The following is a 13,133-nucleotide window of genomic DNA, read 5'->3' as shown; positions in this document are numbered from 1 at the left end:
CGCGGGGGAGAGGCCGAGGGTGAGTGAGGCGGGGCGACGCGACGTCGACGCAGATCTGCTGGGGCGCGACGACGACCTCGCTCTGATCCGCGGCTTCCTCCTGGACGACGCGACGAACTCCCTGGTGCTTCTCGGTGAGCCAGGGGTCGGCAAGACCGCGCTGATGGCGGCGGCGTCCGTGACCGCGACAGACGCCGGGATGCGGGTGATACGGGCCTCCGGTGTCGAGTTCGAGGCCGACGTCGCCTACGCGGTCCTGCACCAACTGTTGTTTCCGCTGGCCGGGGAAGTGGACAACCTCGACCCCGAGCACCGCGTCGCGCTGCGGGTCGCCCTCGGTTTCGGAACGGGTCCGGCGCCGGATCGGCTGCTGGCGTCGCACGCGGCGCTGATGCTGTTGCAGCGCGGGGCCGCCGAGCAGCCCCTGCTGCTGCTCATGGATGACCTGCAGTGGATGGACCGGGCCAGCGTCGACGTCGTCGCGTTCGTCGCCCGGCGGCTGTCCGGCACCCGCGTACGCTTCCTCGGCGCGATGCGGACGGGAAGCTGCGGGGTGTTCGAGAACAGCGGCCTGCGCCGGCACGTGGTGATGCCGCTGCGGGAGACGGCTGCCCGGCAACTGCTCGACGCCCGCCACCCCGGGCTGACCCGTACGGTGGCCGACCGGGTCCTCGCCGGGGCGAAAGGTAACCCGCTGGCGTTGCTGGAGTTGCCCTCGGCCCTGAGCCGGGGGCAACGTGAAGGCAACGTCGACCTGCCCGCAGTGCTTCCACTCGGTGATCGGTTGGAGGTGCTGTTCGTCCGCCGGGTGGCGAACCTGCCGCGCCCGACCCGCGAGCTGCTGCTGTTGGCGACGCTGGAGGGCACCGGCGATCTGGGCGTGTTGCAGGCGGCGGCACAGCGGTTGGCCGACCCGCCGGAGCTCGCCGACCTGGTGCCGGCGGAGGCGGACCTCCTCATCTCGGTGGACGAGTCGAGTGGCGTGCTGACGTTTCGCCACCCGCTGACACGCTCCGGAGTCATCCGCGCCTCGACGAGCACCGACCGTCGGCGCGCCCACACGGCGCTGGCCGCCGCGACCAACCACTCCGAGCGTCGAGCCTGGCATCTGGGGCAGGCGACGGTGGGCACCGACGAGCCGGTCGCCGCCCTGCTGGAGGACGCCGCGCGGCAGAAGGCGACCCGCGGCGACATCCGCGGTGCCGTGGCCGCGCTGATCCGCGCCGCCGAGCTGAGCCCCGCCGCCGGCCGAGCCCGCCGTCTCGCGGAGGCCGCCTACCTCGACGCGCACGCGGCGGGGGATTTCCACAGCGCCGCGCAGCTGCTGGCGTCGGCGCGGCACGCCCAGCCGCACGCGACGCCGTCGCTGCACGCGGCCGCGGCGACGACCCTCGTGGTCATCAACAACGGCGGCCACCTGGACACCGCCCACCGCTTGCTGGTGCACGCGATCGAGTCCGGTGACCACGGCTTCGACGCGCGTGAGCCGGCCCTGACCGAGGCGCTGCACCTGCTGCTCCTGCTGTGCTTCTTCAGCGGGCGACCCGAAGGGTGGGCGGATTTCGCCCGACTGCTGGCCATGGTCCGGCCGCAACCCGAACACCTGCTGGTGGTGGCCGGCGCCACGGTCCTCGACCCGGGACGCGTCTCAACGGAGATGATCGAGCACCTGGACACCCTGATCGCCGGCGTCCACCAGGAGACCGATCCATCCCGCATCCTCCGCCTGGGTCTCGCCGCCCAGCACACGGACCGCCACGGCGACATGCGCGACGCCCTGTGGCACGTCATCCGTCAGGGCCGCGACGGCGGCCCCGCCCGACTGCACCTCAGCGCGCTGCTGCAGCTCGCTCGGGACGACTTCAAGATGGGCCTGTGGGCCGAGGCCGACGAGCTTGCCGCCGAAGGGCTGCAGGTGTGCGAGCAGTCGCAGTGCCCCTTCTTCACCTGGTACTTCGAGTACATCCAGGCGCTGCTCGCCGCCGGCCGCGGCGACACCGCCGCGGCGATCGAGCTCAGCGAACGGATGATCAGCATGAACGCCGCCCGCGGTGCCCAGACCGCTGTCCGCTGGGGCCACCACGCCCGCACTCTGGCCGAACTCGGCGGCGGAGACTACGAACAGGCGTTCCTCGCCGTCTCGCGGATCAGCAAGCCCGGGGAACTGGCCGCACACGTGCAGGTCTCCCTGTGGGCGGCGATCGACCTGGTGGAGGCCGCACTGCGGACCGGACGCCATGCCGAGGCCGTCGCACACGTGGCGACCCTGCAACGGGCCGGCGTGGCACGGATCTCTCCGCTGCACGGATTCCTCATGGTGGCGCTCGCCGCGATGGTCGAGCCGGACGATGAGCGGGCGCTGACGTCGTACCAGCGCGCCGTGAGCGAGGACGGCGCCCACCGGTGGCCCTTCGACCTGGCCCGGGTGCGGCTGGCCTACGGAGAGCGGCTGCGCCGTGCCCGCGCCACGAGCGAGGCACGGGGGCCGTTGATCCAGGCGCTGAAGGTGTTCGAGGAGTTGGGCGCCGTGCCGTGGGCGGAACGGACCCGGGTCGAGCTGCGGGCCGCGCGCTGGGTCGGGGACCAGGACGACGTGCATCCCGACGCGGTGCTGACACCACAGGAGCGGGAGATCGCACTGCTGGCCGCCTCAGGGCTGACGAACCGTCAGATCGGCGAGCGACTGTTCATCTCCCACCGCACCGTGGGCGCCCACCTCTACCAGATCTTCCCCAAACTGGGGATCTCGTCGCGGGTCGCGCTCCGGGACACCCTTGTCGACCTGGACAGCCGCAGCCCTGGGTGACGGCGAGCAGTCGCCGCGCGGTGACGGGCGTCCACACCCCGATCAGGATCTGGTCAGGTCCTGTGGCAGCAGGCGGACGAGGTCTTCCCGGCTGGGGTCGGGAATGCCGCAGACACGCCCCGACTGGTGCAGGATCATGTTCTCCAGCACCCGCTCGGCGAGGCGGCCATTGCGCAGCCCCGGCTCCCCGCTCGGCGCGGCGAAGTAGCCGAGCAGCGCCGTGCGGGTCTGCGGGTCGACCTCGTACCCGGCCGTGCCGGCGTGCTGCTCCACGATCGTGACCAGCTGCTGCGGGCCGTAGTCCGCGAAGTGGACCGTGCGGGCGAACCGGGCGCTCAGGGCCGGGCTCGCCTCCAGGAAGGCCGTCATCTCCGCGTGCTGGCCGGCGGCGATCACCACCACGTCGTCGCGGCTGTCGTCGATCATCCTGACCAGCAGCTCCCGGGCTTCCCGGGCGACGTCCGCACGCCCCTGATCGGGGGACGCCAGGGCGTACGCCTCGTCGATGAAGAGCACCCCGCCGCGCGCCCGCTCGAACACCTCGCGCATGCGCTGCGCGGTACGACCCAGGTACTCGGCGACCAGGTCGGCCCGGCTGACCTCGACGAGTTGCCCGGTGGGGAGCACGTTCAGCGCGGCGAGCACCTGGCCATAGAGACGGGCGACGGTGGTCTTGCCGGTGCCCGGGGCACCGCAGAAGACCAGGTTCCGGGCGAGCGCCGGCAGCGGCAGGCCCGCCTCGGCCCGTCGGCGCGCGATGGTCAGCAGGTTGACGCTGTTGTCGATCTCCTGTTTGGCCTCCGCCAGGCCGACCATGCCGGTGAGCTTGGCGCGCAGCTGCGCGAGTGTGGCGTCCCGGGTGGAGTCGACGCGCAGTCGCCCGGCGGCCGGCGGTCGGACGTCCTGGGCGCGCAGGGCGCTCAACTCGCCGGCGGGGATCACGGCCAGCTGCGACAGCCGCTGGGCCTGCCGGCCGATGGCGTCCTCGAACACCTTCCGGGCCGTGCGGCCGTTGCCGAACGTGGCGTCGCGGGGCATGTGGGCGAAGAGATCCCGCAGCGCGCCCGTCGCGGTGCCGTCGAGCGTGTAGCGATGGCGCCGGCAGAACCCTTCGACGATCGTGACCAGCTCATCGTCGGAGTAGCTCTCGAACTCGATGGTCTTGGTGAACCGGGAGGCGAGGCCCGGGTTGGACGACAGGAACGTCCGCATCTGCGGCGAGTAGCCGGCGACCACGACGACGATGTCGTCACGGTGGTCCTCCATGAGCTTGACCAGAGTCTCGATGGCCTCCTGACCGAAGGACGGGCCGTTGCCGAGGCTGTCGTCGGTCAGCGCGTACGCCTCATCGATGAAGAGAAGCCCACCCAACGCCTCCCGGAACTTCTCGGTCGTCTTGATCGCCGTGCCGCCGACGATCTGGGCGACGAGGTCCGCGCGGGCCACCTCGACCACATGGCCCTTGCGCAGGGTGCCCAGCGCCCGCAGGATCTGCCCGTACAGGCGCGCCACAGTGGTCTTACCGGTGCCGGGCGGGCCGGCGAAGACGAGATGCCGACTCATCGGTGGTGGTGGCAGCCCGGCGGCGGCCCGGCGGGCGGTCAGCAGGTGCAGGTCGACCAGCATGGTGACCTCCTGTTTGACCCCGCTCAGCCCGACCAGCCCGTCGAGTTCGGCCAGCACCCCCGCCAACGCCGGCGCCGCCGCGGCGTGGCCGGACTCGCGGATCGACGGTGAGCGCTCCTCGACCTCGACGACCGAGGGTGACTCGTCGTCGTCCGCGTCCGACGGCCCGGCCGTCCCGGCTTCCGGCGGGTACGCATCCTGTCCCTGGGGGTGCGCATCCTGTCCCGGCGGGTCGGCGTCGACCTCGGAGTCCGGCGGCAGGTCCGCACCCTCGTCCGCGACCACCTCCGGGGAATCGGTCGGCGCGGGAGGCTCCTCGGGCGTCGGGCCGACGACCACCGGTGGCTGTTCGGCCAGGGCGGCGAGGGCGTCGTCGTGCTCGTCACTGACCGTGTCGTACCCGACCGGCTGCGGGCGTGGGGTCACCTCCGCGCGTCCGATCGCGACCGGGTGTTCCGTGTGGGGCGGCGCGGCCGGGCGTTCGCCCGGCTCCGGGTCGTGGTCGGTCTCAGCGTTGTCGTGGGTCGCGAGGCCGGTCACCGTCAGCCCGCTGTCCGCGACCGCCCGACGCAGGCCCCGGCCGCCGTTGTGGTGCGCCGAGCCCTCCTCGATCGAGCCGGCCGGGAGGCCGTCGATCCGGATGCCGTCCGACGTGTTCTCGAACACCTCGCAGCGCAGGATCCAGGCGGTGGCCGCGTCGTCGACCCGGACACCCAGGTCGCCGTTGCGGCGGATGGTGCAGTCCTCCAGCATCACCTCGCCGCCACTCAGGACGGACACACCGTCGCGGCCGGACTCGCCGATGTCACAGCCGCGGAGGACGGCCACCGCGCCGTCGTCGGCGACCACCCCCGAGTCTCCGGAGTTGGTCAGTCGGGTGCGGACCAGCTCCGGCGCGCCGCCGTGGGCGACGTGCAGGTTCGCGCTGTGCGAACCGTCGACCGTCGAGTCCTCCCACCGTCCATGCCCGTCGGAGTCGACGGCGATCCCGTGGCTGCGGCTGCCGGTCACCGACAGCCGCTGGAAGACCGGGTCGGCGCCCTTGAGCACCGTCACGCCCGCGCCGCTGTCGGCGATGGTGAGGCCCATGTACGTGCCGGTGGCGTTCCCCGTGACCACGAGGCCGTGGGTGGCCGCCTCGGCGATCGAGCCGTTGACCAGGTGGGGGTCGGCACCGCCGTCGACGACGATGCCAGCCCCGCCCGTGCCGGTGATCCGGCACTCCTCCACGACAGGGCGGGCCCCACCGGTCACCAGGAGCCCGACGTCGTACGTGCCCCGCACGACGGTCGAGCGCAACACCGCGTTGCAGGCACCCTCGACGGCGATCGCCGGGCCCGTCATGCGGGTGACGGTGCAGCGTTCCACCGTGAGCCAGGACTGGTCGGTGCCGCAGACGCCGTTCCCTCCGGCGTCGGCGACGACGCTGTTGCGCAGCACCATCGTCGCCGAGTCCCGCACCACCACCGCGGAGGTGCGGACCTCGGTGACGCTGCTGTCCCGTACCAGGACGGCAGCCTCGTCGACCGCGATGATCCCCGCGCCGCCGGGGTTGCGAATCTGGCAGCCCGTCACGGACAGGTTCGACGAGGCGCGAGCGTAGATCGCGGCACCCGCCTCCGCCTGTATCTCGCACGTCGCGAGGCGCAACCGTCCACTCGGCACGTCCAGCACCGCGAGGTCCGGGTCGACGCCGGTGAGCGTCAGGCCGTCGAGCACCACGTCCTCGGCCTGCGACACCACGGCGCTGCCGGCGGACGCCGAGACGACGACTGTCCCTGATCCCTGGGCGGCTCGGATGGTGCAGGGCGAGCCGACGGTCAGCGACTCCGGGTAGGTGCCGGGCTCCACGTCGATGATGGCGTCCGGTGGTGCCGCCTGCAGCGCTGCCGCGATGGTGCGGTGGGAGTCCTCGCCGGTGGCGGAGACGGTGAGACGGGGCTGGTTCAACTGGACTGCCGTTCACGATGGGGTCGGCTGGGCGCGAGCAGCGGGATCAACCCGGGGCGGTGGGGTTCGACAGGAGGGCTACCGCCAGCTCCATTTCTGGTTGTTGGCCCCCGTGCAACTCCACAGCTGAACGGCGGTGCCGTTGGCGGTGCTGAAGTCGCGGACGTCGACGCAGCTGCCCGACTGCCGGCCGACGATGTCGTGGGCGGAGTTCAGGGCGAACTTCTGCGCCGAGCCGCCGTTGCAGCGCGCGACCTGGAGGGTGGTGCCGTCGGCGGTGGCGCCCCAGGGCGCGTCCAGGCAGAAGCCGCCGGTCCTGAGCGTGCCGTCGGAGCCGACGCTCCACCGCTGCGCCGCGGAGCCGTCACAGGACCAGATCCGCACCGCCGAGCCGTCCTTGGCCGCGGCCTGGAGGCACTTGCCCGAGTCGTGGCTGGCGATCGGGCGACCGGTCGACGCCGCAGGGCTGGTCGTCTTGCCCGGGGACGGTGTCTGTGCCGGCGTGCCCGGCGGCGGAGCAGGGATGTCCTGCGGCGGGGCCGGGGTGCCCGGTGGCGGGGCCTGCGTGGTACCGCCCGGTGGCGGGGCCACAGCGGTGCCGCCCGGTGGCAGGTTGGGTGTGCCCGTGATCGGCACCTGCGGGGATCCGCTGCCCGCCGACGGCGTGCCCAGCGGTGCGCCCGGCGACGGACTGGAGGTGGAGTTGCCCGCCAGATCCACCTGATTCGCCGGGTTCGGCGGCGCACCCAACGGCAGGCCGCCGTGGGCGGCCGCCCCGGACGTTCCCGGCGTCGCCACCGGGTCACCGTCGGCCGAGCCGCCACGGGGGAGCAGGATCGCCAGGGCGATGACGGGGATCAGGGCCAGGCCGACAGCGACGAGGGCTTTCCCCTGCCAGCGGCCCATGCTGACGACGGCCATCCCGGAGTCGCCGCGCAACCCCGCCAGGAGGTAGGGGCGCGGGATGGCACCCGGCACGTCGTTGGGCTGGCTGTCGCTGTCGGTGGGCACGGCGCTCACGGGTGATCCTTGGTCCGATCGTGGTCGGTTGCGGGGGAAGCGGTCGCCTCGGCGGCGGTCGGCGGGGCGCTGACGTGTTCCGTCCGTCCGATCGGCGTCGGCGCCGAGAGGACCGGCTGCTCCGTGGGGACCAGCGGGGGGTGCGGTGCGAGAAGGGGCTCGACGACGGGCAGGGACGGGCGGGGCGCAGCGGCCGCGACGGCCGGTGTCGCCGGGGCTGTTCGCGTACGGGGAGCCGGCGGGACGATCGGGGTCTGCCGGCCCACACTCTGCGGCGACGACGAACGGGGCGACGCCGTCTGAGTGATCTGCGTGACGCGCAGGTTGCTGCGGACGTCGGCCGGAAGACGTGCGGCGAGCCGGTGAGCCAGGTCGAGCGACTCGGCACCGGACGCGGAGACCACGAACTCGGTGCCGCCCACGACCGTGGGTCGCAGCCGCACCTCGTCCGGGGCGGAGGCGCCGGCCTCGCGCAGCCAGTAACCGCTGCGCACCACCTCCAGGATCCACCGGCCGTCGACCTCCACGACCGGTGAGCCGGTCTCGACGCGCTGTGTCACCGGGCTGATCCACGACTCGACGCGAGGTGCCGGGTCGTTGGTGACATAGGACATCGTCTGCGCCGGGGACCTCGCCCCGATCCCGCCGGCACGGTTCACCGGCACGTAGCACGTCGTGTCGCGGACCCGCACCGGAAGCCCGGCGGTGCGACGTACGGTGACGTGCAGTTCGGTGCTGAGGTGGGTGGCGACCTCGTCGAGCAGGGCGTCCCAGGGGCCGTACGGCATGAGAGTCAGCTGACCCAGGGTGCTCTCGGGCAGGTGGGACAGCCACCGGTACAGCCGTCGCGCGGACGGCGGGCGGCGGTCCGGCTGGCCGACGAGGACCACGACCCGGTCGTTGTCGATCTCGATCGCGAAGGCGGGGTCGTCGCGGGCGACGGACGCCCAGCGCGCGCTCGTCACCCAGTATCCCGCCGGCAGGATCCGGGCCGACAGCCGGCCCGGTCGCCGGCCCGGCCGGCCGGGCAGCGGGGTTCGCCACGGCGGGGTGGGATGGCGGGGCATGTCGAGGACCTTGGTGGCCCTGCCTCCCGGCCGGTGGATGCGCCAGGCTCCCAGACCGGATCTGCTGGCGACGAACAGCGCGCCCGGCGCGACCAGCATGGTCGGCCCCGCCGGGGCGACGACCTCGATTCCGGCCCGATCGGCGAGCCGCTGCGCGACAGCGCCGGCGCGACCTCCGGTCGATGCGAGCCGGATCGACGTCGGGTCCTGCAACTCGCTGCGGATGACCTCGTCGACGAGTTCGGGTGCGATCGGTTCGTCGCCGGCCAGCAGCACCATGTGCCGACCTCGCTCGCGGGGCAGGGCTGCCACCAGGTCACCGGGGAGCCGGTCGTCCGCCCCGATCACCAGGGTGGTCCCGTACCACCGTGCTCGCGCGTCACCCACGTCAAAGGCCTCCTGGGAAAGGGGGTCCCGGCGCGGCCGGCCGGGCGGGGAAGACCCGACGGGCGCCACATTCGCGGGTTCGGCCCTCGACGACCGCCCGACCTGTCGCCGCGATCAGGCCGGAGCAGCGGGTGACTTTCGCTCTCGTCCGCCTCCGGTCTGCTGGTGGCCACGCCGCCACGACACCGCCGGAGCAACGCGATGATCTTCCGGTGGAGAGCGTCGGGGCCTTATCTGAACAAACGGTGAACTGCCGGTGTCGGGAAGGGGGCGACCACGTGAACGTCAGGGGCGCACCGCGAGGTCGCGACCCCGGCCTCCCGCCGCCGCGAAACGTGGCCGAAACCCTCGGCTGACGAGTCGACGTCATCGAGCATCGATCCGCATCCACGTCGTGAGCTGGGGTTTCGTCGATGGTCGGACGGCACGGAGACGATCGGCCCGCGCGGGCGGGTCACCCGCCGACACGAAGCTGTGCCACTCGGGAAATGATCTAGAAACGCGGCACCGCAAGGGTGCCCAGGCGGCGCGGTGTGGCGCCGGCGGAGGGGAGAGGGCCTCTCCCAGGGCCCGGATCCTGCTCCGGCAGCCCGTGTGACCCGCGCCCCGCGGCGTGCTGAACGCGCGCCGTCACCATCGTCAAGGGAGCAAGATGTTCAGGAAAACGCGATGGCTGCTGGCCATCGCCGTCACGGCGACGGCGCTCGGCGCCGTACCGGCGCCGGCCACAGCCGACCCCGGTGAGGCCGCCCTGGCCGGCGCGTCCGACACCGCCGGCGGGACCACCCACACCGTCACCCTCCTGACCGGAGACGTGGTGACGGTCCAGACCACCGGTTCGGGATGCCCGCGGGCCACGGTGCGACCCGCCGACCCCGATGCCGTGATCCGGCAGACCTGCGGGCCGGACGGGCACCTGCACGTGATCCCCGCGAAGGTCGCGGCGAAGGTCGGCGGTCTCCTGGACCCCGACCTGTTCGACGTCAGCGCGCTCATCGCCGACGGCTACGACGACGAGAACAGCGACACGCTGCCCGTCATCGTGCGGTCGGCCACGCAGAACGCGCGCGTCACCGGCCTCGACGACGCGCTGACGTTGCCGAGCATCAACGCGGTGGCCGGCCACGTACCCAAGAAGACGAGCGCCACCGCGAAGCGGGCCGGCGACGCGCTGCTCGCCGGTGCGACGAAGGTGTGGCTCGACCGCAAGGTCCGCGCGACCGCGCTCACCGGCGGTGGCCACGGCGCGGCTCCCGGTCGTGGCCTCGACCGGAACCTGGGCCAGATCGCCGCGCCGGAGGCGTGGAAGGCCAGCTACACCGGCAAGGGCGTCCGGGTCGCGGTCCTCGACTCCGGCGCCGACTTCACCCACCCCGACCTGGTCGGCCGGGTGGTCGACCGGGCCGACTTCACGGTCGAGGGCGGTGACGCCGTCGACCACATGGGACACGGGACGCACGTGGCGTCGACAATCGCCGGCACCGGCGCCGCCGCGAACGGTGACCGCCGCGGGGTGGCACCGGACGCCAAGCTGGTGATCGGCAAGGTTCTCGACGACCACGGCTTCGGCGACGACTCCGGCATCATCGCGGGCATGGAGTGGGCCGCCTCCCGGGCTGACGTCATCAACATGAGCCTCGGCGGTGAGGACGGTGACGACGGCAACGACCCGCTGTCGCTGGCCGTCGACGCGCTGAGCCGGTCCAGCGGCGCGCTGTTCGTCATCTCCGCCGGCAACAGCGGCGCCGCCATCTCCTCGCCCGGCTCCGCGGCGACCGCCCTCACCGTCGGCGCGGTCGACGGTGACGACAAGCTCGGCTACTTCTCCAGCCGTGGGCCGCTGGTCGGCGGGAGCGTGGCGAAGCCCGAGCTCGTCGCACCGGGCATCGACATCATCGCCGCCCGCGCCGCCGGGACGAACCTGCAGGACCCGATCGACCAGTACTACGAGGGCTCCACCGGCACGTCGATGGCCGCCCCGCACGTGGCCGGCGCCGCCGCCCTGCTCGCGCAGCGGCACCCGGACTGGACGGGTGCGCAGCTCAAGGCCGCTCTCGTCGGCGCCGCCGACCCGCTGGCCGGCAACGACCCGTACGCGGTCGGCGCGGGACGGCTCAACGCTCTCCGGGCCCTCGACGGCCCGGTCAGCAACCAGCCGGTGGTCAACCTCGGCACCTTCGCCTACCCGCAGTCCGGCGTCAGCGAGACGACGCTGACCTGGAGCGGCGACAAGACGCCGGCGACCGTCAACCTCGATCTCGACGTGACGGTCACCGCCCACGACGGCGCTCCGGTGCAGCGCGGCGCGGCGTCGCTGTCGTCGTCCCGGCTGGCGCTCAAGCGCGGCGGCCCGGACGGCGTGAGGCTCCGGCTCAACCGCCCCGCCCTGGCCGACCACCCCGGCTACTACGTGGCCACTGTCACCGCTCGCGGCCCCGGCCACAAGCTGGTCTCGACCACCCCGGTGAGCTTCTACGTCGAGCCTCCCACCTACGACCTGACGATCCACACCAAGCCCATCCCCGCGGTGCGGGAGGACGCGGACAATTCGGTCTTCGTCGAGGTGACCAACCTGAAGGACCCGCTGATCTACGCCGGCATGGTTGCCGGAGCGCCGGGCGACACCCTCACGGTGCGGGTGCCGGCCGGGCGGTACGCGTTCATCGGCGCGTACATCTCGTACTACGGCGGCTGGACCACCGAGCAGCAGGCGGCGGTCGTCGGCAGCACCGACGTCACGGTGACGGGCGCCCGTAGCCTGACCCTCGACCCGGCACAGGCCCGGCCCGTGCTCGCGAAGGTCGACGGCGTCTCCGCCAACCCCTTCCAGGTCGACTACACCATGCTCCGGACCGCCGCCAACGGTTCCTCGTGGCTGAGCCAGGTCAACGGCGTCGGCCCCGCGGCGAAGGTGTCGGTGGGGGAGCTGCCGCAGCCCGGCATCGGCTCCCAGCGGGCCTGGTCCGCCGTCAGCCTGGAGTCGCCGGCCGCGGTAACCACCCCGTACCACTACTACCTCGTGCACGAGTACCCGAAGGGCGTGCCGGCCGACCCGGCGTTCCGGGTCACCGCGGCCGACCGGGCCAAGCTGGCCCGGATCGACGAGCGGTTCCACCAGGTCGACCTGGAGTCGATGGAGACCCAGCTCCTGCGCGGCGGGTACACCGAGGACGGGATCCCGGTGGCGCAGACCTCCGAGGGCGGCCTGACGGGGAACCGCACCGACTACCTCTCGCCCGGTGTCGTCTGGCGCGACCACGGCACGTACGGCGGCACGCCGGCCCACGAGCCGCCGCGCACCTACCTGCCGGGCAGCCAGCAGACCAAGATCTGGGCGCGTCAGCCACTGCACCCCGGCTGGTCCGACAACCCGGCCGGCACCGGCTACGGATGCGCGAGCAACCCGACCGCTCCGTCGCGGACGCGCGGCAACCTGCACGTCGACCTCGTCACGTTCATCGACCAGCACGACCGCGTCGACTGCCTCCGGGGCAAGCTGATCGGGGTGACCCGCGACCTGGCCCTCTACCGCGACGGCAAGCTGGTCGCCAAGGGCAGCGGCCCGTACGCCGACTTCGGTGTGCCGCAGCAGGCGGCCGACTACCGGCTGACCTACGACGTCGACGCGAGCCTGCTGCTGCCCGTCTCCTCCCGGACCAGCACCACGTGGACGTTCCGGTCCGCCGGACCGTCGGGAACCGGAAGCGTGGCACTGCCGCTGCTCGCGCTCGACTACGCGCTGCCGTTGGACCTCGCCAACCACCCCACGGGTGGCACGGCGGAGTTCACCGTCCGGCAGTCCCGCGTCCTGTCCGCGCAGAAGGTGACCACCTTCCAGGTGTGGACCTCCACTGACGACGGTGGCACCTGGCAGACGGCCCGGGTCACCCGCAGCGCAGACAGCTACCGGGTCGAGCTGCCCACGGTGAAGACCGGCAAGGCCGTGTCGCTGCGGGTGAAGGCGGAGGGCGACGCCGGTAGCGGCATCGATCAGACGATCATCCGGGCGTACCAGGCCGGCTGACCGTCGCGCCCGGTGCGGCCGACCCGACAGTCGGCCGTACCGGGCCCATCGGCACCCACCGCGTGCCGTGCGTTCCTCCCCGCCACGAGATCACGATTTGGACGTCGGTTGAACCGAAAACGTCCGGCGATCGACGTGCAGATGGCAACTCGTGTGCGACGTGGCACTCCCGGACGACCGGGAGCGCCGCGGCGCGGACCCCGAAACCCGCGACCCGGGGCGTCGGTCGAACTGGAGGAACGCTTGTCAACAC

General features: G+C 72.8%; 5 protein-coding genes. 2 read left to right on the top strand and 3 right to left on the bottom strand.

Annotated elements, in window-relative coordinates:
• Positions 1 to 19 precede the first annotated feature (19 nt).
• Positions 20 to 2,806, top strand: coding sequence for a helix-turn-helix transcriptional regulator (locus tag EV382_RS13240; protein ID WP_130401919.1), 2,787 nt, complete (start codon positions 20 to 22; stop codon positions 2,804 to 2,806).
• 42 nt (positions 2,807 to 2,848) lie between these two features.
• On the opposite strand, the gene EV382_RS33800 is transcribed toward EV382_RS13240, so the two are convergent.
• From EV382_RS33800 to EV382_RS13225, 3 genes are all read right to left on the bottom strand, one after another.
• The gene (locus EV382_RS33800) at positions 2,849 to 6,382 is read right to left on the bottom strand and encodes a right-handed parallel beta-helix repeat-containing protein (RefSeq protein ID WP_130401917.1); all 3,534 of its coding nucleotides are present in this window, start codon (positions 6,380 to 6,382) and stop codon (positions 2,849 to 2,851) included.
• A 78-nt stretch (positions 6,383 to 6,460) separates the two neighbouring features.
• On the bottom strand, positions 6,461 to 7,402 hold the full coding sequence (locus EV382_RS13230) for an RICIN domain-containing protein (RefSeq protein WP_130401915.1): 942 nt from the start codon (positions 7,400 to 7,402) through the stop codon (positions 6,461 to 6,463).
• Entirely contained in the window at positions 7,399 to 8,856 is a 1,458-nt protein-coding gene (locus EV382_RS13225) for a hypothetical protein (protein WP_130401913.1), read from the bottom strand. Before EV382_RS13225 ends, EV382_RS13230 begins: the two co-directional genes overlap by 4 nt.
• A 652-nt stretch (positions 8,857 to 9,508) precedes the next feature.
• Here EV382_RS13225 and EV382_RS13220 point away from each other — a divergent pair.
• Positions 9,509 to 12,880, top strand: coding sequence for a S8 family serine peptidase (locus EV382_RS13220; protein ID WP_130401911.1), 3,372 nt, complete (start codon positions 9,509 to 9,511; stop codon positions 12,878 to 12,880).
• Positions 12,881 to 13,133 lie beyond the last annotated feature (253 nt).

The sequence above is a fragment of the Micromonospora violae genome, assembly GCF_004217135.1.
Lineage (GTDB): Bacteria > Actinomycetota > Actinomycetes > Mycobacteriales > Micromonosporaceae > Micromonospora > Micromonospora violae.
Note: the sequence above shows the minus strand (reverse complement) of the source record. Positions and strands in the feature narration are given on the sequence as shown.